At 45.3% G+C, this 23869-nt stretch carries 18 protein-coding genes; 5 read left to right on the top strand and 13 right to left on the bottom strand.

Translation table 11 applies throughout. The features are described from left to right. Position 1: 1 nt before the first annotated feature. A complete protein-coding gene (locus tag JMX50_RS06965) occupies positions 2–730 on the bottom strand; it encodes a cupin domain-containing protein (RefSeq protein WP_201628988.1) in 729 nt (242 codons plus the stop codon). A 106-nt stretch (positions 731–836) separates the two neighbouring features. Here JMX50_RS06965 and JMX50_RS06960 point away from each other — a divergent pair, with 106 nt between their 5' ends. Then, complete coding sequence (locus JMX50_RS06960; RefSeq protein ID WP_201628986.1) at positions 837–1772, top strand: LysR substrate-binding domain-containing protein; 936 nt, start codon at positions 837–839, stop codon at positions 1770–1772. Positions 1773–1909: 137 nt separating this feature from the next. Here the strand turns inward: JMX50_RS06960 and JMX50_RS06955 are convergent, their stop codons facing one another. The 6 genes from JMX50_RS06955 to JMX50_RS06930 form a co-directional block, all read right to left on the bottom strand. After that, positions 1910–3196: an NAD(P)/FAD-dependent oxidoreductase gene (locus tag JMX50_RS06955; protein WP_201628985.1), complete on the bottom strand. Its 1287-nt coding sequence runs from the start codon at positions 3194–3196 to the stop codon at positions 1910–1912. 17 nt (positions 3197–3213) lie between these two features. Beyond that, positions 3214–4674 (bottom strand): Na+/H+ antiporter NhaC, encoded by a 1461-nt coding sequence (nhaC, locus tag JMX50_RS06950; protein WP_201628984.1) that lies wholly within the window; start codon positions 4672–4674, stop codon positions 3214–3216. A gap of 285 nt (positions 4675–4959) precedes the next feature. Then, the gene (locus JMX50_RS06945) at positions 4960–6450 is read right to left on the bottom strand and encodes an aldehyde dehydrogenase family protein (protein ID WP_201565327.1); all 1491 of its coding nucleotides are present in this window, start codon (positions 6448–6450) and stop codon (positions 4960–4962) included. A 170-nt stretch (positions 6451–6620) separates the two neighbouring features. After that, positions 6621–8021: a VOC family protein gene (locus tag JMX50_RS06940; RefSeq protein ID WP_413786826.1), complete on the bottom strand. Its 1401-nt coding sequence runs from the start codon at positions 8019–8021 to the stop codon at positions 6621–6623. Between the two features lie 239 nt (positions 8022–8260). Continuing rightward, the gene (locus tag JMX50_RS06935) at positions 8261–9532 is read right to left on the bottom strand and encodes an aspartate aminotransferase family protein (protein ID WP_201628982.1); all 1272 of its coding nucleotides are present in this window, start codon (positions 9530–9532) and stop codon (positions 8261–8263) included. A gap of 273 nt (positions 9533–9805) precedes the next feature. Next, positions 9806–10753, bottom strand: coding sequence for a LysR substrate-binding domain-containing protein (locus JMX50_RS06930; RefSeq protein WP_201628981.1), 948 nt, complete (start codon positions 10751–10753; stop codon positions 9806–9808). A 404-nt stretch (positions 10754–11157) separates the two neighbouring features. Here JMX50_RS06930 and JMX50_RS06925 point away from each other — a divergent pair, with 404 nt between their 5' ends. Further along, complete coding sequence (locus tag JMX50_RS06925) at positions 11158–12357, top strand: sugar transporter (RefSeq protein WP_201628979.1); 1200 nt, start codon at positions 11158–11160, stop codon at positions 12355–12357. Between the two features lie 97 nt (positions 12358–12454). On the opposite strand, the gene arfB is transcribed toward JMX50_RS06925, so the two are convergent. Beyond that, a complete protein-coding gene (arfB, locus tag JMX50_RS06920) occupies positions 12455–12868 on the bottom strand; it encodes an alternative ribosome rescue aminoacyl-tRNA hydrolase ArfB (protein ID WP_201589017.1) in 414 nt (137 codons plus the stop codon). Between the two features lie 330 nt (positions 12869–13198). Here arfB and uvrA point away from each other — a divergent pair, with 330 nt between their 5' ends. Continuing rightward, positions 13199–15796, top strand: coding sequence for an excinuclease ABC subunit UvrA (uvrA, locus tag JMX50_RS06915; protein WP_201628978.1), 2598 nt, complete (start codon positions 13199–13201; stop codon positions 15794–15796). A gap of 119 nt (positions 15797–15915) precedes the next feature. Here uvrA and JMX50_RS06910 read toward each other — a convergent pair whose 3' ends face one another. The 4 genes from JMX50_RS06910 to JMX50_RS06895 all read right to left on the bottom strand — a co-directional run bounded on the left by JMX50_RS06910 (position 15916) and on the right by JMX50_RS06895 (position 20501). Beyond that, positions 15916–16680 carry an SDR family oxidoreductase gene (locus tag JMX50_RS06910; protein ID WP_265088591.1) on the bottom strand — a complete coding sequence of 255 codons (765 nt, stop codon included), beginning with the start codon at positions 16678–16680 and terminating at the stop codon, positions 15916–15918. A gap of 165 nt (positions 16681–16845) precedes the next feature. After that, the gene (locus JMX50_RS06905; RefSeq protein WP_201628976.1) at positions 16846–17628 is read right to left on the bottom strand and encodes an SDR family NAD(P)-dependent oxidoreductase; all 783 of its coding nucleotides are present in this window, start codon (positions 17626–17628) and stop codon (positions 16846–16848) included. Between the two features lie 3 nt (positions 17629–17631). After that, positions 17632–18639, bottom strand: a complete 1008-nt coding sequence (locus JMX50_RS06900; protein WP_201628975.1) for an NADP-dependent oxidoreductase — start codon at positions 18637–18639, stop codon at positions 17632–17634. A 56-nt stretch (positions 18640–18695) separates the two neighbouring features. Beyond that, complete coding sequence (locus JMX50_RS06895; RefSeq protein WP_201628973.1) at positions 18696–20501, bottom strand: acyl-CoA dehydrogenase; 1806 nt, start codon at positions 20499–20501, stop codon at positions 18696–18698. 201 nt (positions 20502–20702) lie between these two features. On the opposite strand from JMX50_RS06895, the gene JMX50_RS06890 reads away from it, so the two are divergent. Further along, positions 20703–21725, top strand: coding sequence for a GlxA family transcriptional regulator (locus JMX50_RS06890; protein ID WP_201628972.1), 1023 nt, complete (start codon positions 20703–20705; stop codon positions 21723–21725). Between the two features lie 66 nt (positions 21726–21791). Here the strand turns inward: JMX50_RS06890 and JMX50_RS06885 are convergent, their stop codons facing one another. Continuing rightward, entirely contained in the window at positions 21792–23075 is a 1284-nt protein-coding gene (locus JMX50_RS06885) for an LD-carboxypeptidase (RefSeq protein ID WP_227670957.1), read from the bottom strand. A 283-nt stretch (positions 23076–23358) separates the two neighbouring features. Between JMX50_RS06885 and JMX50_RS06880 the strand changes: the two genes are divergently transcribed. After that, positions 23359–23769 (top strand): YkvA family protein, encoded by a 411-nt coding sequence (locus JMX50_RS06880; protein WP_201565337.1) that lies wholly within the window; start codon positions 23359–23361, stop codon positions 23767–23769. Positions 23770–23869 lie beyond the last annotated feature (100 nt).

Here is a 23869-nt window from a genome sequence, read left to right as displayed (position 1 = left end):
ATTATGCTCCTTCCACGTCAGCACCGATGATGTGAGATAGATGACCAGTTTTAAGATAAACCGTAGCGCCGTACTCGCCTGCCTTTATTGGTGGCAGCGCATCTACTGGCAAGCGTATCCAACCACCGCGAGTATAAATTTGAGCGTCGTCTATTATCCTTTCTTCTATTAATTCGACATCTATTAGCTCGCCGTCTATCAATTCACCGTCTAGCACTAATATCTCAGCGCCGCCTTTGATAGCTTCAGTAAATAGCACCTCATTAGCATCTAAGCGTTGTAAGCTGACCTGCTCGCTGTCGTCTGAGAATAAATGACAGACATCACGATTGCCTTGTTTTTGCCAATTTGCCGCATCATTGGTATCGATGGCGACATAACGCGCCTCTGCTGCTGGCATTTGCCAAAGTTTGACAAAAATAACCGCGCCCTCTTTACTATAAGGCTGATGACCAGAGTTTGGTGGATTGCGTAAGTACCAACCCGCTGGATAATCGATATTATCTACCGAAAAAGTACCCGACAACACCAAAATCTCTTCGCCGCCCGGGTGCAAATGATGGGGGAAATAAGAGTCAGGGGCATAGCGCACGATACTGGTGGCACGGGCTTTTTCTGCGCCGACGCGGTCGAGCATCACGCGCTCGACGCCATTTTGCGGTGATGACACCCATTGATAGTGTTCGGGCGCTAATGAAGCACGGCAGGTAAAATCTGCATTGATAAGCATAGAATGTTTTCCAAAGATAAGGTTTGATGCCGTCAATTATCCGCTGATTTACATCGGCTGACAAACGAGATAATATTCATCTCTCTAAAAGAAAATGTTTGCCACTATGAAGAAAGCCGTACATTTAAACGCCCTACGTGCCTTGGAAGCAAGCGCCCGTCATCAAAGTTTTTCTGCGGCGGCAGACGAGCTAAACGTGACTCCTGCTGCCGTCGGTCAACTGGTACGTAGCTTAGAGGATGCGGTAGGCTTACCGCTTTTTTATCGCAAACCTAGCGGCAAATCGCGCTTAATTCCCACCAAAACAGTCGAGCTGGCATTGCCTCATATTCGGGCAGGCTTAGACAGCTTGGCACAAGGATTGGCACAGTTACAAGCAGGCTCAAATAGCGGCGTACTCACGGTGACGGTCAGCCCTGCCTTTGCCGCTAAATGGCTGTTACCGCGTATCGATCGATTCCAAAGCTTGCAACCAGATATCGATGTAAGGCTTGATACCAGCGCTAAATCAATCGACTTTGCCATCCAAGACGTCGATATCGGCGTGCGCTATGGTGCTGGAGTTTGGGCAGGATTAGTTAGCGAAAAGCTGATGGAAGAGGAGATTTATCCGGTTTGCTCGGCGCAATTATTACAAGGAAAAAACGCGCTTGATTTGACCCAAGAAATGCTCATCCATGACCGCTCCATGGATGGTTTTATCGGTTTTCCTTCGTGGGATGATTGGCTTGTACAAGCAAGTTTAATCAATGCTACGCTCGCCAAAGTAGATACCTCGCGAGGGATGCAAATCAATAACTCAGCAGCGGTGCTCCAAGCGGTCATCAATGGTCATGGGGTTGCGTTGGCGCGTAGTGTGATGGCACGTGATGATGTCGCTGCCGGACGCTTGGTACGATTATTTCCTGAAATTACCTTTAGCTCGCCACTGGCTTATTACGTCGTTTATCAAGCGGAATCTGCCCATATGGCAACGCTTAAAGCCTTTCGTGATTGGCTGTTTGCAGAAGTGTCGTCCACTCACGAGAACGGTTTTATTTAGGGATAATCGATTCAACATGAAAAATGAATAGCCGATTCAATTTAAAGGAAAATACTGCCTAAACTTACTTAGCGGTTTAGGCAAAGTTCAACATTTCTATCAGACTAAGGCGTGTCATTATTTCCTGTCCAAATTCCCTACCCAATAATTCTTAGGCATTGACCCGCATGATACAAAGTCAATCCCAGCTCAGTAAAGCCAGACTTAATGCTTCCAAAAGAAACTTTTGCCTCTTCTAAAGTCTTAAATGGTAAGGGAATACTGTCTCTATTACCGGTCATTATATAATCGGCAAAGCACTTACCCATTAGTGTGCCTGTGGTAATGCCGCGACCGTTATAAGCGGTTGCGGTCAGCAAACCCTCAGCGGGCTCCATGACTCGAAAAATATGATCTTGCGTAAAGCCAAAGCTACCAGTCCACTCATACTGCCACTTAAATGCTGGCAAATCTGGATAATAGCTTTTTTGCACCGCATTGGCCCATGATTGATAAAAGGATTTTGGTTTAAGCTGTGTACCACCCACCGTTCCCAATAATAGGCGATCATCGTTATCACGGCGAAAGCTAGACAAGGCCAAGCGTGTATCCCATGCCCCTGTTTTGTATGGCAAAATACGATCTGCCGCCTCTCCGCTGAGCGGCTCAGATGCAATCTGATAGTAATAAACCAGATAAAAGGTCTTTTTGATTTCTGTCCACTCGCCTTCGGTATAAGCGTTGGTCGCAATAATGACGCGCTCAGATTTCACGCGCGCTTTAGAAGTCCTTGCATACCAATAGCCATCCACCTTTTCTAAGGCTTCAACAGCGGAATGCTCATAAATAGTGACGCCAAGATCTTTTGCCACTTTGGCCAGTCCTCTGACATAAGCCAAGGGATTGATGGTACCAGCACGGTGATCGAGTAGTGCCTTATTGATATTTTTAGTACCACAATACTCATGGCATTTACTGCCGGTTAATACCTCAACATTCGCACCGCGGCGGCTAAGTTGCTCGTATCTAATATCGACATCGACTTCACCTTTAGCGTTATGTGCCATGTGGATATTACCGGCTTGAGTGGCTTGTGCGTCGATATTATAACGTTTGATTAAGTCAAATACTAAGCTTGGCGCTTGTCCGAGGGCCTCAGTTAGACGCTCACCTGCCGCTTCACCTAGCGCAATATTCAAATCATCAGGGCGCGCCCAAGTACCTGCATTGACGAGCCCTACGCTTTTACCGGAGCCGCCACTGCCTATCGTATGACTCTCTAAGAGGATAACTTTGACGCCTTTTTCTGCCAAATGAATCGCCGCCGATAACCCTGTATAACCGCCGCCTATGATACAAATAGTCGCTTCAGTATCGCTATTCATCTGGCTGTAAGTATCAATAATAGGTGCGGTCATATTCCACAAACATTGCTCTTGCAACATCTTATATTCCTTCTAAATTACACGTTGTCTACAGTGGAGAGCGTGCTTGTGTCGTTATTAACAGTAGGTTCTTCACGGGGAATAAATTTATCTAAGAATACCCATAGCAAGCCAAATAGTGGCGATAACCAACAGGCAAAAGCAAATGGTGCATAAGTAAGCGTCGCAATACCTAAGGTTGCCGCAACGAAACTACCACCCATGTTCCAAGGAATCAGAGGAGATAACAGGGTGCCGGTATCTTCAATAGAGCGGGTAAGCGTCGTGCGCTTGTAGCCCATTTCTTGATATTTGTCTTTGAGTAGACGACCTGGCAATACCAGTGTGGTATAGACGTCACCGATGAGCGTACCGACACCAAGTGTGCTGGCATACGTGGTCATTACCAAACCAAATCTTGATTTCACCATCTTATTGATTTTTGCCATGATGGCTTTAAGCGTACCGTAATGCTCAATTGAGCCGACGAAAGCTAAAGCAAAGATGGTCAAGGTCACAACCCATGTCATCGACATGACGCCGCCTTTAGACAGCAGTTGGTCGACGACAGCAAAGCCTGTTTCACTGACGAAGCCATTTTGTAAGACAGTAAAAATGTCGTGCACACCCACGCCTTGCATAAAGAACGCGACTAAGCCTGCAACCACCACACCTGATAATACCGTTGGAATGGCAGGCATTTTCATCACCGCTGCAATGACAACGACCACAGCAGGTAATAAAGTAATGATGCTCAAGTTATAGTTGGCTGCTAGTGAGGCTTGAATGTCTCTGATTGAAGATAAATCGACATTTTCTGCACCATAGCCCATCCCAATCCATGCATAGATAATCAATGCAGTCACCATGGCAGGTACGGTGGTTGGCAACATACCGCGGATGTGCTCCCAAAGGTCAATACCGGCAGCGGCTGGGGTTAAGTTGGTGGTGTCAGATAAAGGGGACATTTTGTCGCCGAAAAAAGCACCGGAAACAATGGCGCCGCCTGTTAGTGACGGCGGAATGCCCAAGCCTAGCCCAATACCCATCATGGCAAGACCGACCGTACCAACCGTGCCCCAAGAGGTACCGGTTGCAACAGAAATAATGGCGCAAATTAGACAGACAGAGACTAGGAATGATGAAGGAGAAAAAACGCTAAAACCGTAGTATAAAATCGTGGGAACCGTACCAGCGATAATCCAAGCACCGATGAGCATACCAACGCCCATCAAGATAATCATGGCCGGTAGACCAATTTTGACAACCTTTAAAAAGCGTTGTTCCATGCCATCCCAGTCACGGCCACGCAGCTTCATAAACAAGCCAGTGATTAAAATACCGCAAGCTAAGGGAATGTGAGGGGTAAAATCTTTGAATACGAAAAACTGAACCATTAGAATAATGGCAGTCAACACCAGAGGTGCAATATCTAATAAAAAACTAGAAGACGGACCATAGCCATCTTTAGCTTCGTCATAAGGTTTATTATCCATCATAAGATACCTACCTTCCTTAGTAGTGGATACTGCTGTCATGGATATAACAGTAGTGGAAACAACCAATCCATGGCTGCTGATAATGCTGAAAAAAGTGCGAAAAAGGTTACGGCAAAGGGAGTAAAAAGCCTGTTTTTGAAATCATGAATGGTTATTCATCACTTCCGCAGGCTTTCATATTAAAACAATAATTACTTAATAATTGGCGACCAAAATAGCTAATAATTGGCTTGCTAAATAGGCGCTGAGCCTACTTAACAAGCATCACGTCACATCACATTGTTATTAGCCAAAGTTGATGCCTTGCGCGAGTGGTAGCTCAGTTGAGTAGTTGACCGTATTGGTCTGACGACGCATATAAGCTTTCCATGCGTCCGAACCTGATTCACGACCACCACCGGTTTCTTTTTCGCCGCCAAATGCGCCACCAATCTCAGCGCCACTGGTGCCGATGTTGACGTTAGCGATACCGCAATCACTACCGCGGTCGCTGAGGAAAGTTTCAGCTTCACGTAAGTCATTGGTAAAGATACAAGAAGACAGCCCTTGTGGGACATCGTTTTGCATCGCTAGCGCATCGTCAAATTCTTTATAAGGCATGACATATAAAATCGGTGCAAACGTCTCACTACGTGCCACGTCATTTTGCTCATCAAGCTCAACAATCGCCGGAGTCACATAATAAGCATCGGGGAATTTATCCATTAGTACACGTTCGCCGCCCGTGACTTTACCGCCAGTATTGCGGGCTTTTTCTAACGCCGCTTGCATATTATTAAAGCTGTCTTCATCAATCAGTGGTCCGACCAAATTTCCTTCAAGCGGATGGCCGATGCTCACCGTCTCATAAGCAGACTTAACGCGCGGTAAGATATCGTCTTTGACTGACTCATGAACGAACAGACGGCGTAAGGTGGTGCAACGCTGCCCTGCCGTTCCTACTGCTGAGAATAAAATGCCACGTAGCGCCAAATCTAAATCAGCAGTGGGTGCCAAAATCATGGCGTTATTACCACCAAGCTCAAGCAAGCATTTACCAAAACGCTCAGCCACTTTCGGTCCCACTTCTCGGCCCATGCGCGTACTACCGGTGGCACTGACTAAAGCGATGTCTTTGTTTTCAACCAACGCATTACCGATATCGGTTTTACCCAATATGATTTGCGATAAATGTGCTGGTGCTTCACCAAATTTTGCCAAGGCTTTTTCAAATAACGCTTGGCAAGCTAAGGCGACAAGAGGGGTTTTTTCTGAAGGTTTCCAGATGACAGGGTTGCCACAGACGATGGCCAGTGCCGTGTTCCAAGACCAAACGGCAACGGGAAAGTTAAAGGCAGAGATGACGCCGATGACACCAAGTGGATGCCATGTCTCGCGCATGTGGTGACCTGGGCGTTCTGAGGCGATGGTTAGACCATAAAGCTGACGCGATACGCCCACGGCAAAGTCGCAAATATCAATCATTTCTTGTACTTCGCCAAGACCTTCTTCTTTAATTTTTCCGGCTTCTAGCGATACTAAGATACCTAAATCTTCTTTGTGCTCACGCAGGACTTCACCCAATAGACGAATCAGCTCACCACGTTTAGGGGCAGGAACGACACGCCATTCTTGGAAGGCTTGTTTGGCATTTTGGATTTTAGTATCGACGTCGGCCACTGTATCTAACGTGACTTTACCGATGACTGAGCCATCAATTGGGGTGGTGACTTCAAAGTCGCCATTTTGATAGTGTGCTTCTTCTACGCCCATTGCAGACATATATTGCTTAATCATAATCAATCCCTTGCATATTGGTATAATGGTTTACTACGTCCTTGACTGACTTATAAAATTACCCTGCTACCTACTAAGTTGCAAAATAATAAATTTCTTGCAGTCATTCCTTTTTGGAATGACGTGCTAATAAGGCGGCTATAAGCTGGCTATTTTTAGCCTAAATCTTACTAAACACTGACACTAGACAGACACTGCTCAAGGCTTTGCGCCTGCATCGCTTCATACAATGCCATCTCATCATAAATGGCTGCGCCCAAATCACGCTCAAACTCTTGTTGGCTTGAGTAACCGTCATATTGGCTTGGCTGCGCCTGTTGCAGATTTGATTGAAAGATACCAGCGGCACTGACGGGCAAAAAATCCTCATAAACGATGGGTTCAATGCGAAGCACTTCATCATTAATCAGAGCAGTCAGCTTAGCATTAGGCACTTTATTCAAATCATCAGTGCTTAAGCTGCCGGCCAACAACGCTTGACCGTCCTCAGAATCAAGGGTGCTGTCCGTCAGCTGGTAATAAAAATACGCCAGCCCCTCATCGTGTAGAGTTTGATAATCATCAGGAAAAGCGGTAAATATCTCAGTCAAAATTTGATTATACTGAGCCGCATTGTCCTCATTTGGGGTAGCACCAAGCTGGCGGCGAGCTGCGGCCAATAATTCATCATAAAGCGCGCGGCCCTTTTGTGTTAACGCCACACCGCGTTGCTCAATCTCTCCAAAGCGCGCGGTATGATGCCCTTGTTCGTACTCTTCATGGCTAGCGTCTGAGTTATTAGCAACTTTAAAGCCAACCGCTTCTTGTAGCGCCTTAAAACTGGTTTGCCTTAATAAGATAGGACACGCTCTACGCGGTGGCCCTTCGATAATGGCTTTTGAGGGTATGCCGCGGGCTTGCATGCCTTGTTGTACGGCATCAATATCCAAGGTTCTAGGCGTTAAATGATTGATATGTGGACCCTTAAAGCCAACCACATCAGCGACGAGCGGATGCTGATTTAATAGACGCTGATAGAGCGCTTTTGCCACCGGCGTTTTATCATGCCAGCGAAATGTCTCTAGCGCTTCTTGGACAAACTGCTGTGCTTGCTCAGCAGTTAAACCACCTTGCGCCTCAAAAACCTCAATAAGCTCAATGACGCCAGTAGTGAATATCTGACGCTGCGCCAGTGTGGCCGTGGCTTCTTGTCTTAAGGTTTCATCGGCAATCAAATCTAAACGCAATAACGAGGTAAAAACGCGAAAGGGGCTTTTATGCAATGAATGCGAGTCAAGCGCGCGAAAAGCTGTTGAATGCACCGGCACGCCAGCAGGCGCTAAATCGTAGTAGCCGACAGGGTGCATACCCATCACGGCAAAAAGACGGCGCATCATGCTCAGCTCTGCTGCGGTACCCAGTCGAATCGCCCCGTGACGCTCCATGCTTAGACGCTCAATCTCGCCCGTATGCAGCAGTTGTGATTTAATATCGGGGTGTGAGGTTAATACTTCGGCATTGACATCACTGACCAAATCAACCAAATCGCCGTATAGCGGCACCTCATCTTGGTACATGGCTGACATGGCCATAGAGAAATCATGGCGAATATCATCGCTGCAGATAAAATCCTTATCTGGACTGACGCTACTATTTTTCACAAATAAACATCCTTGTAATAGAGTTAATAAATCTTTAGCTTAATAATAAGTATTTGATTTCGAGCATTTGGTTATGACGATGCACTATCAATCCTAAGTACGCCTAAGCACGCCTAAGCACTCTTAAACATTCCTAAGCACTCCTAAACATGCCTAAGCACTCCTAAACATTAAGCGGCAGGCAATCCATCAGGAAGCGCGATGAGCACCTCTTTTAGAATATCCAACCCTTCTTTTAGGGTGTCAGGCTCTATGGTGAGTGGTGGCAATAAGCGAATGATATGGCGATATTGCCCACTTGGCATCAGCAATAGACCACGCTCGCGGGCTTTGGTTAATACTTGCGCCATCACACTTGGATGCACATCATGCTCAGGATGGCGCAGCTCGATACCGCGCATCGCACCGATACCGGTAAGTCCAAATAACCAAGGTGAGATACCTTCTTGCTGCCATTGGCTGATGGTCGTCTCAATCGTCTGGGCATAATGCTTGGCTGACTGCCAAACGTCATCGGCTTGCATGATATCGAGCGTGGCATTGGCAGCGGCGCAAGCCACTGGATTGCCAGAATAGGTGCCACCCAAACTGCCCTTGGGGAGACCATTGACCACACTAGCCTTGCCGATGACTGCGCCTAATGGCAAGCCGCCCGCGATACTTTTGCCAAGTAAAATAAGGTCAGGCTCAATCTCTAAATGGGTAAAAGCAAACGGCGTGCCAGTACGACCGTAGCCGGATTGGATTTCGTCCATGATGAGTAACATGCCATGCTCATCACAAAACTTACGTAGATATTGCGCAAAGGTGGGCGACAACAATTGAAAACCGCCTTCCCCTTGTACAGGTTCGACGATAATGGCACCGATATTATCGATATCGGTTTCTACCATAAATAAACGCTGGAGCGCGTCAATCGCTTGCTCGTCGCTGATATTATTATCGGGACTGGGAAAAGGAATGTGATAAACGCCGCTGGCTAGCGTACCAAGTCCGCGCTTATAAGGCGCGACCTTACCATTGAGATTGACGGCAGCCAGTGTGCGCCCATGAAAGCCACCATCAAATGCAATAACGCCTGTGCGACCCGTCTTCATGCGTGCTATCTTGATGGCGTTTTCGGTTGCTTCTGCACCGCAGTTGGTGAGCATTCCTGCCAGCTCGCCGCTAATAGGCACAAGCTCACATAATCGCGGCATAAAGCTTTGATACGGCTGATGCGCTGCCGCATTGTAGGCATAATGAATCAGCGCCTGGGCTTGCTGAATGATGGCGTCAACGATGTGAGGATTGCAGTGACCAAAGTTTAAAACGCCGATACCGCCGACAAAATCGATATAGCTGCGGTCATTGTCGTCCCAAACTCTGGCATTTTTGCCTTTGACGAGCGTGAGCGGATGCACCATCGTAAAGGCATCGGTCACGTTATAAAGCTTGTCCATGATGAATCTCTATCTCTTCCTTGAGTTAGACTCATTTCAACAAAACATCATTCCGGCAGCAAACGAATAATAGTTGTGGTGGCATTCCTTTTTGTCATTAGCAGTAAATTAGCTTCCTAAACGAATCCTTTAAAAAACAAAAAAACTGCGTATTAAGGCAGTTTTTTTGTTTTTTTAGCTTGTTAAATTTTCACAGCAAATAACTTTGTAGGATAAAAATAACAAGGCCAGTGATATAAAAATACTTTAGGTTATAAATAAACGTAAGTGACATTATAAAACCAACCCTAACGCCTTTTCACGTTCATCTGAGATTGCTAAATAAGCCGTAATCCATTCTAAAACCGCTTTGACCTTATGCGATTGCCCTGAAGAGACAGGATAAGTCACATAATAGCTGCCGCGACCCTTTGCCGCATAATCCCACGCCATCACCAAAGCGCCTGATTGTAGCTCGGGCTCAACCAAACGTAACGGCACCAAGGCTATACCATAACCCAGTAAGGCGGCAGAAATGCAGGCATGAAAAGTCTCAAAACGTGGACCTACAAAGGTGCCATCGACGCTGATATCTTGTTGCTTAAAATACTCATACCACGCACTTAAGCGCGAACTTATTTGCAATAGCACATAGTCATTTAGACACTCAGTACTCAGTGTTTTATCTCGCAAATACTGCGGCTGACAGACTGCAACGCAGTATTCATCGAACAGTTTTATAGACTCCATATTGCTCCACATGCCATCACCATATAAAAAAGCAATATCGACATTTTGGTCTTCAGAAAAAAACGGCCCCGCCAGCTCTTTAATATCCAAGTTAATAAGTGGATATTCTTGACTAAAGCCACTGAGTGCTGGAATCAACCAACGGGCGCAAAATGTGGGGTGCGAGACGATTTTTAGCAGCTCAGTATTACTGCTATGCGACATCAAATTGGTGGTCGCCACCTCGATATGTTTTAAAATCTCTAATACTTCAAGATAATATGACTTGCCAGCAGGGGTCAATGAAATCCGGTGTGGCGTCCGATAAAACAAAGACAGGTTTAACATCTCCTCCAACTGCGCCACTTGCTTACTGATGGCGCTTTGGGTCATGTGCATCTCTTGCGCGGCATTGGTAAAACTCAAATGACGAGCAGCGGTCTCAAAACATTGCAGCGCCGTCGTCGATGGATATCGTCTAAATGCTAATGGTTTATTGGTGTCTGTTTTCATAGATTGCTTTTCTTTTATTCCATCTTAGTAAAATATCAATGATTATTTAAAATCACGTTATCAGGCATTCCTAGCCTATGGCGTCATCATACCTATATTCAAGCGTAAATAGCGATACCTCACTATAAGCACTATGTAACTGACACTGATGTCATCATCGGATTTACTTAACCATTCAACCAATTATTCGGTCGCTAATTTTAAAGACTCTCCTACAAAAAACACGGTCTATTTCTGATAAAATAGTAGGGTCTGATGATAGGCTCTGACATACCGCAACTGATTTGCTATCTTGCCCTCCTCTTTTTCATCATTACGACCTATGCCGCCGTTATTCTTAAACTCATGAATTATTTTTCAGCTAATTTGCACTATTAGCGCCTTCTTTATTTGTATTGGATCATATGAAACATAACCTTGAGGTGAGCGCAAATGCTCGCCGAACTCAGTATTTCCAAGTATTCTTAATGGGCGTCAGCGCTTTTATTATGAATACCACCGAATTTGTCCCCGTTGCCCTATTAAGTGACATCGCCCAAGATTTTTCCATCACCACAGCAGAAACTGGCTGGATGTTGACGCTGTATGCGTGGATTGTCGCGGCCATGTCATTGCCATTGATGCTGCTCACCAGCCGCTTTGAGCGTAAAAGCTTACTCTTGGGCTTGTTTGTGGTTTTTATTGCCAGTCATGTATTGTCCGTATTTGCTTGGAGCTTTGATGTATTGCTGATTAGCCGCGTTGGTATTGCGCTATCGCATGCGATATTTTGGTCCATCACGGCAGCGATAGCGATACGCGTAGCACCAGAAGGCAAAAAAGCACTGGCGCTTAGTGTACTTGCGACCGGTACTTCATTGGCGATGGTGCTTGGCGTGCCACTAGGGCGCTTAGTCGGTCAATGGTTTGGCTGGCGGGCAACCTTTGGCGGTATTGGCGTGATTGCTTTTATCGTCTTTATCTTGCAAGCAAGGCTATTGCCAACGCTACCAAGTATGTTTGAAGGCTCGTTTAGAAAAATCCCAGAATTGCTTAAAAACCCCTTATTGGTCTGTTTGTATCTACTCATTTTACTGGTCTTTACCGCGCACTATACCGCTTATTCTTATATCGAGCCTTTTATGCGGCAGGTTGGCGCTATTAGTGAAAACGCCGCGACGGTTGTCTTGCTATTATTTGGAGTGGCAGGGATTGCAGGCAGTGTTATTTTTAGCCGCTGGGGTGATCGTTTTAATACCAGATTGATGCTGATATCGATCATATTAATGCTGATATCTATGCTGGTGCTATTGTTTGCCGTGACTTCTATCTGGGCGCTGAGTTTCATTGCGTTACTGTGGGGCGCGGCGCTGATGCTGCTGATTATCTCTATGCAAGCCAAAGTCATCATGGTTGATGTCACAGCGCAAGATATGCTGATGGCGATGTTCTCAGGGATTATTAACTTAGGCATTGGCGCCGGTGCGCTGTTTGGTGGTTATGCAGTAACGCATATTTCTATATCGAGTGTCGGCTATGTTGGTGCCGCTATCGCCAGTGTGTCGCTGCTCTTGATGTTATTTATGATAAAGCGCTTTCCTGAATTAAATAGAAGACTTGGTTAGCTAAAAATTTGATAGTAAATAAGCCTATACACAATGCCAGCCAATTAAATGGGCTGGCATTTTGCTGTTTGGTTTATTAAAAAATTAAGCCGCTTATTTAAAAATCCACCTTACCGCGTAACGCTTTGGTCTTACCGCGCTGGGTTTTTTGATCGACGCGTTTACGTTTGGCGTTCCGGCTAGGTTTGGTCGCTTTGCGGGTTTTATTGACATGGGTGGCTTTTATAATAAAGCTTTGCAGCCGCTCCAAAGCATCAATTCGATTACGTTCTTGAGTACGAAATTGCTGCGCCTTAATAATAAGCACGCCTTCTTTGGTGATTCGACTGTCTTTACTATCCAATAAGCGCTGCTTAATGACATCGCTTAAGCTTGAGGCATGAATATCAAAACGCAAATGAATCGCAGAAGAGACTTTATTGACGTTTTGCCCGCCTGCCCCTTGCGCGCGTATGGCGCTAATCTCTACTTCGCTGTCATTCAGGCTAATGGTATTGCTGATAAAAATCATAAAATACTTTTATAAATGATTGATAGATAAGGTTAATGATAAAGCATTCTCAATTAACGCGCCACTTGCCCGCTTAATAGCGGCCAAAACGCCGTATTTCTTAACCTCTATAATCTGCAATTTATAGGGTAAACCTTATAAATGTTATCGTTTGACGTTGCTGTGTCTATCCTCTGTCTATAAAGCGTAAGCCTGCGCAGGGATTTGATTTTAAGGTGGTAGGATGACGTTAAGCAGATACGATATTAAAAGAACACAGTATCAAACAGATAGGGTATTGTTGAATCAAAGCGTTAACAAGCCGATTTTAGTCAAAGGAATAAGCGTTGTATGACAACCAATAATAAGAAATCTAATCATAAAAAATCTAACACTTCTCTCAAAAATCACAACCTTACCGCTGCACAAAGCATTCAGGTCAGGGGCGCGCGGGTGCACAATCTCAAAAATGTCGATGTAGATTTACCGCGTAATGCGTTGGTTGTTTTTACCGGTATATCAGGCTCAGGCAAATCGTCACTGGCATTTGGTACCTTGTTTGCTGAGTCGCAACGCCGCTACCTTGATTCGGTATCGCCTTATGCACGGCGCTTGATTGACCAAGTTGGCGAGCCTGATGTCGATTCGATAGAAGGCTTACCGCCCGCCGTCGCCCTGCAACAGCAGCGCGGTACGCCGTCGGTACGTTCATCGGTTGGTAGCGTGACGACGATTTCAAATGGTCTGCGCATGCTGTACTCGCGAGCGGGCAAATACCCTCTTGGGCAAGACATGCTATATGCCGATGCCTTTTCGCCAAATACGCCAGAAGGTGCTTGCCCTACTTGCTCAGGTATTGGCCGCGTGTTTGAGGTCACAGAAGATTTGCTCGTGCCTGACAAGACGAAAACCATTCGAGAACGCGCCATTGCTGCTTGGCCACCAGCATGGCAAGGGCAAAATCTGAGCCGGATATTGACCACACTGGGCTACGATATCGATAAACCTTGGAACACCTTACCTAAGGAAACCCGCGATTGGATTTTATTTACCGATGAAACCCCAGAAGTGCCGGTTTACCCAGAATACAATCTCGAGCAAGTACGCGAGGCGATTAAAAAAGGTGAAAAACCCAATTATAAAGGCACTTTTACCAGTGCAAAAAATTTCGTCTTACATTCTTTTGCCACGACCCAAAGTCCACGTACCAAAAAACGCGTGGCGCAGTTCATGCAAATTTCAGAATGCCCAAGCTGCCATGGCAAAAAGTTAAAACAAGAATCGCTGTCGGTTAAATTTGCAGGGCTTGATATTGGCGAGTTATCACAATTAACCTTGACTGAACTGGCGCTAAAACTTCAAGACGCTGCCAATAAAAAACTCAGCGATGATATGCCCGACCGTGAAAAAGCCATTGTTGCCAAGCGTATTACCAGCGATATTTTATCGCGTGTGCAAGCGTTAACCAGACTTGGGCTAGGTTACTTATCACTTGAACGTACCACGCCTACCTTATCGCCCGGTGAGCTACAGCGCCTAAGACTTGGCACCCAAATTCGCTCTAAACTATTTGGCGTGGTTTACGTGCTCGATGAACCGTCCGCTGGCCTGCATCCTGCCGATACTCAGGCGCTATTAGGTGCGTTAGATGAACTGGTAGCCGCGGGTAATTCATTATTCATTGTCGAGCATGATGTCAGCGTCATTCGCCATGCCGATTGGATCGTCGATGTCGGACCAAAAGCGGGCAGTCACGGTGGTGAAATCATCTATAGCGGCCCTGTCGCAGGCTTGCAAGATATCTGTAATTCTTATACTGGACAATATCTTTTTAATAGTGATTCCAAAAATAAAAAATCAAAAACCCAGCAACCAAAAGCCCATCAATTAACAAGCCAGCAGCCAAGACAACCTAATCATTGGCTAAAACTTGCCAATATCGAGCGTAATAATCTACAAGGGTTAGATGCGGCATTTCCTTTAGGAGTATTAACAACAGTGACGGGCGTTTCAGGTTCGGGAAAATCGAGTTTGGTCAGTCAAGCGTTGGTTGAACTGGTCTACAATGCGCTAGGGCAAAAAACCGTGATTGAAGCACCCACCGATGAAGCGGCTTTACTGGAGCAAGAACAAGAAACGCCAATAGGCGGTGAGATAGTCAGTGGTATGGAGCACATCAAGCGCTTAGTCACCGTTGACCAAAAAGCCATCGGGCGCACACCGCGCTCAAATCTGGCGACTTATACTGGACTGTTTGACCATGTGCGCAAGTTGTTTGCTGCCACCAAAGAAGCAAAAGCAAGGCACTATGATGCTGGACGTTTTTCATTTAACGTTAAAAAAGGACGTTGCCCAAATTGCGAAGGCGTCGGTTTTGTCAGCGTTGAGCTGCTATTTCTGCCGAGTGTTTACTCGCCTTGCAAAGTGTGCCATGGTCAGCGCTACAATGACGAAACCTTAGAAATTACTTATCAAGGTAAAAACATCGCTGAAGTACTCGATTTGACGGTCGAAGCGGCTTCTGAATTTTTCATTGATGATGCCCCAATAATGCGCGCCTTAGATGCCTTGCTAAAAGTTGGGCTTGGCTATCTAAGACTTGGACAACCAGCGACCGAGTTGTCTGGTGGCGAAGCACAGCGTATCAAGCTTGCTACCGAACTGCAGCGTACCCAGCGCGGCGATACGCTGTATGTGCTCGATGAACCAACGACTGGCTTACATCCTTCTGATGTCGCGATGCTGATGGCACAGTTAAATGGGCTGGTCGCAACCGGTAATACAGTGATTATGGTTGAGCACGATATGCAAGTTGCTAGCAACAGCGATTGGATTATCGATATGGGCCCGGGTGCTGGCGATGAAGGGGGTCTTATTGTCGCCGCGGGCACGCCTAAAGAGGTGGCGAAATCCAAAGAGAGTCGTACCGCGCCTTTTTTATTGACTTAGTATTGATATAGAATATAAAAATAACTTAATAAAAACATCGGTATAAAAAAACCGCATCACTATTAAAGTCATGCGGTTTTCTATTTTTAAACATCGGTTTTTTAAACATGCATTGCTAACTAAGCCAACATACCACCATCGACGACCACGGTTGCACCCGTGGTATAACTTGAGGCGTCAGAGACTAGGTACAATACCGTGCCTGCCATCTCGTCAGGATTAGCCACGCGCCCTAGCGGAATGGCATGTAGTGCCATTTTTAAGACTTTATCATTGGTCGTCAAAGCAGAGGCAAATTTGGTATCGGTCAGACCCGGTAATAACGCATTAACGCGAATATTTAGTGGGCCACATTCTTTGGCAAAGGCTTTAGTCATGCTAATCACTGCCGCTTTAGTAATTGAATAGATACCTTGCTTGTCACCTGCGACCAAGCCATTGACCGAGGCAGTATTTAAAATCACCCCGCCGCCCTGCTCGCGCATCATCTTACCCGCAGCCGTCGACATAAAGAAATAACCACGAATATTGACTTCAACGGTCTTATCAAAAGCCGCTAAATCCGTATCTAAGATATGCCCGTAGTAAGGGTTTGCCGCGGCGTTATTGACCAAGATATCAATTTGACCAAATTCGCTTTTGATATGCTCAAAAATCGCTTCAATCTGATCCATATCGCCCACATGACAAGCAAAGGCGCTGGCTTTATGACCATCAGCGATGATGCTATCCGCGACCGCTTGGCAAGCATCAATCTTACGGCTAGAGACAATCACATGCGCGCCTCTTGACGCCAATAAGCGGGCGATAGATTCGCCAATACCGCGGCTCGCACCGGTAACCAAAGCAATCTTACCTGTTAAATCAAATAAATCTTTCATCATTATTCCTTATATTTTTGAATATATTATTTATACATTTTAAATGTGTAGCAGAGCTGGAAGAAATTTTTGCAGCCTCTGCAGTGCAACGCACACAGCAAGCAAGAAAATTTTTACCAGCACCGCCAAACTTAACATCAATGGTTTTAATAAAATATATTAAGTTAACTAAGCCAACATCCCACCATCAAGGGTAAACGCATGACCATTCATAAAGCTGCTCTCATCGCTAGCTAGCCAAGCAATCGCGCCAGATACTTCATCGACATCTCCCAAACGGCGCATTGGGCTGGCTTTGATGGTGGCTTGCTGGGCGCGCTCGTCCATTTTTGCCATGGTATTACGCACCATTGGCGTATCGATAAAGCTTGGACATACCGCATTAAAGCGGATATTGACACGGGCATATTCATGGGCAGCAGACTTGGTCAGCCCCATCACTCCATGCTTGGCCGCGCTATAAGCTGTCAGCAGTGGCGCTGAACGTAAACCAGCAATGGAGGCAACATTAATCACATGACCGCCGCCATTGGGCGCCATACAAGTAACAGCAGCGCGCATACAATGCCAGACGCCTTTTAGATTAACCGCGATATTACGATCAAAATCATCGTCACTTAACTCATGCATCGGTGCCGGTTTATGGTCGATACCGGCATTATTTATCACCACATCAAGACCGCCAAGCGTTTCCATAGCAAAAGCAAATAGCGTCCGCACTTCATCGCCACTGGTCACATCGACTTTTTTAAAGACGATACTGTTGCCAGTATCTTGCCCTTGCTGAGCAACAGTAGCGCCCATCTCTTCTGCCAAATCACCAATGACAACTTTCGCACCGCGACTGGCTAACAATAACGCACTTGCCGCACCGATGCCAGACGCGCCGCCGGTGATTAAAATGCGTTTACCAGTGACGTCTGATGCAATTCCATTTGTATTCAGTGTCATGATTTATCCCTCTACCTTAAGTACCAGCTTGCCGAAATTTTCACCTTTAAATAGCATCATCAAGGTATCAGGGAAAGTCTCGATACCTTCAACGATATGGTCTTTTACTTTAATATCACCCGCTTGAATCCAGCCTGCGATGTCTTGCATCGCCGTCGGGTATTCTTTGATATTATCAAAGACGACGATGCCTTCCATACGGGCGCGATTGACCAATAATGACAAATAATTTGATGGCCCTTTGACTTCTGTAGTGTTGTTATATTGGCTAATCGCACCGCAGATAACGATACGGGCATGTAGATTAATTTGCGTGAGGACGTCATTTAAAATATCGCCGCCGACGTTGTCAAAGAAGACATCGACACCATTTGGACACGCTTGTTTTAAGCCCTTTTTGACATTTTCATTTTTATAATCTATAGCCGCATCAAAACCCAGCTCATCGACTAAGAATTTGCATTTCTCGGGACCACCTGCGATACCGACGACGCGGCAGCCTTTGAGCTTGGCAATTTGCCCAACCAAGCCACCAACTGCACCAGCGGCACCAGAAACGACGACGGTTTCGCCCGCTTTTGGCGCGCCTGTTTTTAGCAGGCCAAAGTAACCGGTCATACCTGGCATACCGAGCACGCCTAAGTAATAAGACAATGGCGCAAGCTTTGGATCGACTTTATGTAGTCCTATGCCATCGCTGACCGCATACGATTGCACGCCGTTATGACCTACAACATAATCACCGACCGCAAACTTTTCATGTTTACTTTCAATGACCTTGCCCACCGTTCCTGCACGCATTACCTCGCCAATCTGTACCGGTGCGATATAAGATTTGGCATCGTTTAACCAGCCACGCATCGCTGGATCCATCGAGATATATTCGATTTTTATCAGTAACTCACCATCTGAAATAGTCGGTAGTTCCGACTCAGTATAATCCCACGTCTCTGCACTCGGTGCGCCAACAGGTCTTTCTTTTAAGCGCCACTGCTTATTGATTGTTGTCATTATTTATTCCTTTAAAGTTGTATTTATTATTAATACAAAATATGATTCAAAATCCCTTAAAACCACTCTGCTTGCATATCGGTACATACTGCATTGTCGTTATTTAACAGCTCAATATCGCGCTTGATTAACGGCAATTCCCAATCGATAAAGTATTTGGCTGCTTGTAATTTGCCATGATAGAAATTCTGCTTTTCAATATCTGTTGTCTCGCTTAGCAATTGCTCAGCTTTGCTGGCTTGGCGAATCCAAATCCAACTGACCACGATTGAGGCAAAAATATTCATCAAGGCCTGCGCATTACCAGTCAGTGTGATGGCTTTTTCTGTTTGCAGAATTTTGCTTAGATGCACCAAGACTTCATGCAAATGACCCATATAAGGCATCAATTTACCGGCAAGTTTGGCGGTTTCTGATGTGCTGATACTTTCTAAGTCTTTAGTGATTTCACGTTTGAGAATTTGAATACCAAGACCTTTGTTTTGCCATAACTTTCGAAATGACAAATCTAACGCTTGCACACCATTTGTACCTTCATGAATGGGATTAAGACGATTGTCACGCCAAAATTGCTCGGCTTGATATTCACGTGTATAGCCTGCGCCGCCCAATACTTGAATGCCCAAGTCATTGGCCTTTGGACCATATTCAGAGGGCCATGCTTTTAACACTGGCGTCAGCAAATCCAATAACTCTGATAGCTCAGCTTTTAGTGTTGCATCTTCACACGTATTGATACGGTCAATCAGGTTTGAACCGTAAAGACAGAGTGATATGCCGCCCTCGCTGTAGGCTTTTTGCGCAAGCAACATACGTTTGACATCACCATGATTAATAATCGCCGTTGCCGCATCTTCAGGCTTATTATTTGGTGCAATTCTGCCTTGCGTCCTGTCTTTGGCATAATCGAGCGAATACTGATAACCACGATAGCCAATCATCGCTGCGCCAAAGCCAACCGCGATGCGCGCTTCATTCATCATCTTAAACATATAACGCAGACCAAAATGCTCTTCGCCAATCAGATAGCCATAGCACTCACCTGCATCGCCAAAGCTTAATGCGGTAGAAGTCGCACCTCGATAGCCAAGCTTATGAATAAGTCCGGTTAAATGGACATCATTGCGCTCGCCGACTGATAAATCTTCATTTAATCGATATTTTGGGACGACAAATAAAGAAATTCCTTTGACACCACCAGGACCGCCGGGCACTTTGGCTAAGACCAAATGCACAATATTATCAGACAATTCGTGATCACCCGCTGAGATATAAATCTTGCTGCCTTTGACGCGATAGCTGCCGTCGTCTTGTTTGACGGCGGTAGTTTTGATATCGGCAAGCGACGAACCAGCATGCGGTTCCGTTAATGCCATGGTGCCCGTAAATTCACCCGTCAACATGCGCGGCATAAAGGCATTTTTAATCTCATCACTGGCGAAATGTGAGATAACATTAATCGCCGCCGTGGTTAAAAACGGATAAGCGGTGGTCGATGGGTTGGCTGCCATAAAATAGCCTGCCACGGCTGTCATCACGGTTTCCGGTAATTGCATGCCGCCATCGTCAAAGCTATAACGACCCGCTATAAAGCCCGACTCACGAAACGCATCAAAGGCGACTTTGACATCGTCCATCATGCTGACTTTTTGGCCATCGAATTGTGGCTCGTTTTTATCTGCCACATGGTTATGGGGCAAGAATAAATTGGTCGCGATTTTATTGGCGGTGTCTAATACCGCATCAAAGGTTTCGCGGCTGTGTTCTGCAAATTTCGGATGCTTGGTTAAATGTTCAGTGCCCAATACATCATATAATTGGAACGGTAACTCAAAGTCATTGATAAGCGTATCTGCTGCCATAGTATTCTCGTTAACTCATTAAATTTGGTGATGCATTGATATTAAGCTAATTTATTGCCTTGCCGTATTGTCATTTATGACATAATTATGGTCAAATAAGACATATCCTCTAGCCTATGGTTAGTGAATTTCAAATTACGTATCGTGCAGCTGGTGAATATCAGCTATAAATTTGCGTAAACTTAAAGGAAGCGAACGCTTATGCCCTACTTCAAACCTTTTAAAGTCATCATTGTCGGCTTCGATGGCGTACTTGGCAGCGCTTTGACAGGAGCGTTAGATTTATTTTCATTTACTGGCGTCAGCTGGCAGCGATTTTTGGATGAGGAAGTAGAGCCTAGATTTAATGTGCAGATTGCCAGTCTGGGCGGTGTAGATATTAGATGCAGCAACCGCTTAATCATGCGAGCGCATTGCGATATTCAGGAAGTCACAGAGTGCGACTTACTATTAATCCCAACGATTGGCGATTCAATCGATAAAGTATTGAGTCAAAATAGCGATTTAATTCCACACATCAAGCGACTGGCGAATACCAAAGCGGATATCGCTAGTAATTGTAGCGGCGCGTTCTTTTTAGCAAAAGCAGGCTTGCTCGATGGCAAAGTAGCGACCACTCATTGGGGCTATGCCAGTAAGTTTAAGACAGATTTTCCATTGGTTGATTTACAAGAAAACCAATTTGTCACTCACTCAAAAAGCCAGTCAAAAGACCAATCTGGCAATATATTCTGTGCAGCAGGTGGAAGCGCCTTTTATGATTTGGGATTGTTATTAATCGAGCGTTATTGCGGGCGCGAGATTTCTACCCAAGTGGCAAAAACCCAGATTATTGATAGTAAAAGAGGCAATCAAAACAGCTATACCAATGTGACGTTGCATAAACCACATTCAGATCAGCTGGTTAAGCAGGTACAAGAATTTATCGAAGAGAATTTTAGGCAAGCTATGCAGGTGAGCAATTTGGCTGCTATGGTGAATATCACCCCGCGCACCTTAAATAGACGCTTTCAATCCTGCGTTGCTATGCGGCCGATTGAGTATATTCAAGCGGTGAGAATTGAGCAGGCAAAGCGTTTGTTAGAATTAGGAGATGTGACGATTAAATCACTAGCGGAGCAAGTCGGCTACGATGATATTTCATCATTTACTCGGTTATTTAAACGAGCTACTGAGCTGACGCCAAAAGAATATCAGGATAAATTTTCACGCTTGGCGATTTAGAACTTTTAAGACTTAGCTTATATTTTATTGCTATTTCTTATGAGGTTTTTCTGATAGCTAAACGGATTACCACAAGCCTTCGACATGAATGGCATCTGCTTTAATCGTTGGATAACCACTAAATGCTAACTGATAGCCACCGAAGTTATTGGTGCTAATCTGACACGTCGCACCTAATGGAAAACTGTGTTTTTGTCCAATATGACCAAAGCGCATACCACTATAAATCGGCAATCCTGTCAGCTTATGCAATTGACGAATTACAGTAGCGACATCATAACGCTTGTCATAACTGTCCTCACCGCTACTTGATAACGCGCCAAATACAATCGCTTGCTGATTCTTAAACACCCCTGCCAAATACAAATCATATAGCATGCGCTCAATACGATAGGCTTGCTCGCCGACATCTTCTAAAAATACGATACCGCCAGTGATCCGTGGCAAATACTCACTGCCTGCCAGCGCTGACACCACGCTTAGATTGCCACCCCACATAGTGCCCGTTATCGTTTTTGGCTCAGAGCTTGCCAAGATACTCGGTAAATTTGGGCTGGTTAAAGACGCATCTGGTATATTAATAGTCAGATTTGGATTGGTTAATGCTTCCGCAAATTGTCGACAGCTGACTTGGTCGGGTTTGGTTTTGCCAAACTCACTATAAAGCATCGGGGCAGCAAGCGAGCTCATGCCTCCTTTTGCCAGTAGCGCACACTGAATCGCGGTCACATCACTAAAGCCCGCCAGTATCGTGCCACGCTCCTTCATAATACGACCAAGCGTCGACCAATCCACCATCGGCAATAAACGCACAGCACCATAGCCACCGCGTACACCAAGTAGCAGTTTCGGTGCTGCGATCGCACCCGTAGCGATGTTTTGCAAATCACTCGCGCGCTGCGAATCCGTACCTGCAAAGCGCAAATACTGCCGTTTGGTAATCGCAGGATTATCCACTTTAAAGCCCGCGCAAGCCAAACGATCTAGTGCCAATTCATTACGCTCATCACTACCACCAACGTTGGAGCTGGCAAAAAGCCGCGTCTCTATACTTGGCGTAATACAGCGGGTATTCGATTGCAATATTTCGGGCGCTGCTTCTTGTGATGTCAGGCTCTCATTCATCAATGCCGTTGGTAAGTCGTCTTTAGTAAGCTGCGTACCGGCATCTTGTTGGATAGCGTTTGCAGCCAGCGCCTGAGTGATGCTTTGGGTTACTAATAATCCTGCCCCGGCACTGATACCGACTTGACGTAAAAACTGGCGACGATTCAAGCCAGACGTCGTGTCATTCGCTGTATGAGCATCTTTACTTTTAGCATTTTTTAATAACTGACTCTTGGAAACCATCGCTCGCTGCTACCTTATCGTTTTTTATTTTAATCTACTTTTGAATCATCTTTATCTTTGCAATCTATTTGCTTAGACATCACAGCTGCGTATTGTAAACGGTTTGCAAGTGAAAATAGTTGCCTAACCCTTGCCCATATTTACTTTTTCGCTACTTATACACTAAAAAACTAACCCAATTAAGCCTATCAATAATACGCAATATTGGCGCATGCCACGACTTTGTTGTAGTATGAAGACATCACATAAAGACATCAATTGCGCTTAAATAAGGATAATAATAATGGCTGACAAAGCGACTGATAAGCAGGAAAAAGATGACATCTTAGATGCCGATTTAGAGTACCTCATTCATGAGGAAGAAAAACTGCAAGAAAAGCTAAAAGATAGCAGCCATCTTGAGCGTTTTGCCAAAGATTTGATGCTATTTATGAGCTTGATTAAAGATTATTACAAAGGCAATTATCGCGATATTCCCTACAAAACCATTTCAGCGGGCGTCGTCGGGCTGCTTTATACTCTCAACCCGATTGATATTATCCCAGATTTTATCCCTTTTATCGGGCATATCGACGATGCGCTGGTACTCACCTTTTGCTTAAAACTTATCGAAAAGGATTTACAGAAATATCAAACGTGGAAGCAAAGCCAAACAGCGGTTAAAACTGCCACCAACTTAAAGAAAAAGAATTAACTGCTGACAAGCTATGCTATTGAAAAGATAAATGAGAAAAAGCCACGACCGATAATCCATTTATCAGCCTTGGCTTTTTATTAACCGCTAGCAATTTATC

The sequence above is a fragment of the Psychrobacter maritimus genome, from assembly GCF_904846345.1.
Classification (GTDB): Bacteria; Pseudomonadota; Gammaproteobacteria; order Pseudomonadales; family Moraxellaceae; genus Psychrobacter; species Psychrobacter maritimus.
This window is presented reverse-complemented; position numbering and strand designations above follow the sequence as displayed.

Coding starts and splice junctions, on each gene's coding strand:
- JMX50_RS06965 (WP_201628988.1), bottom strand. CDS start 730: ATGCTTATCAATGCAGATTTTACCTGCCGTGCTTCATTAGCGCCCGAA.
- JMX50_RS06960 (WP_201628986.1), top strand. CDS start 837: ATGAAGAAAGCCGTACATTTAAACGCCCTACGTGCCTTGGAAGCAAGC.
- JMX50_RS06955 (WP_201628985.1), bottom strand. CDS start 3,196: ATGTTGCAAGAGCAATGTTTGTGGAATATGACCGCACCTATTATTGAT.
- nhaC (WP_201628984.1), bottom strand. CDS start 4,674: ATGATGGATAATAAACCTTATGACGAAGCTAAAGATGGCTATGGTCCG.
- JMX50_RS06945 (WP_201565327.1), bottom strand. CDS start 6,450: ATGATTAAGCAATATATGTCTGCAATGGGCGTAGAAGAAGCACACTAT.
- JMX50_RS06940 (WP_413786826.1), bottom strand. CDS start 8,021: ATGGCCATGTCAGCCATGTACCAAGATGAGGTGCCGCTATACGGCGAT.
- JMX50_RS06935 (WP_201628982.1), bottom strand. CDS start 9,532: ATGGACAAGCTTTATAACGTGACCGATGCCTTTACGATGGTGCATCCG.
- JMX50_RS06930 (WP_201628981.1), bottom strand. CDS start 10,753: ATGAAAACAGACACCAATAAACCATTAGCATTTAGACGATATCCATCG.
- JMX50_RS06925 (WP_201628979.1), top strand. CDS start 11,158: ATGAAACATAACCTTGAGGTGAGCGCAAATGCTCGCCGAACTCAGTAT.
- arfB (WP_201589017.1), bottom strand. CDS start 12,868: ATGATTTTTATCAGCAATACCATTAGCCTGAATGACAGCGAAGTAGAG.
- uvrA (WP_201628978.1), top strand. CDS start 13,199: ATGACAACCAATAATAAGAAATCTAATCATAAAAAATCTAACACTTCT.
- JMX50_RS06910 (WP_265088591.1), bottom strand. CDS start 16,680: ATGATGAAAGATTTATTTGATTTAACAGGTAAGATTGCTTTGGTTACC.
- JMX50_RS06905 (WP_201628976.1), bottom strand. CDS start 17,628: ATGACACTGAATACAAATGGAATTGCATCAGACGTCACTGGTAAACGC.
- JMX50_RS06900 (WP_201628975.1), bottom strand. CDS start 18,639: ATGACAACAATCAATAAGCAGTGGCGCTTAAAAGAAAGACCTGTTGGC.
- JMX50_RS06895 (WP_201628973.1), bottom strand. CDS start 20,501: ATGGCAGCAGATACGCTTATCAATGACTTTGAGTTACCGTTCCAATTA.
- JMX50_RS06890 (WP_201628972.1), top strand. CDS start 20,703: ATGCCCTACTTCAAACCTTTTAAAGTCATCATTGTCGGCTTCGATGGC.
- JMX50_RS06885 (WP_227670957.1), bottom strand. CDS start 23,075: ATGGTTTCCAAGAGTCAGTTATTAAAAAATGCTAAAAGTAAAGATGCT.
- JMX50_RS06880 (WP_201565337.1), top strand. CDS start 23,359: ATGGCTGACAAAGCGACTGATAAGCAGGAAAAAGATGACATCTTAGAT.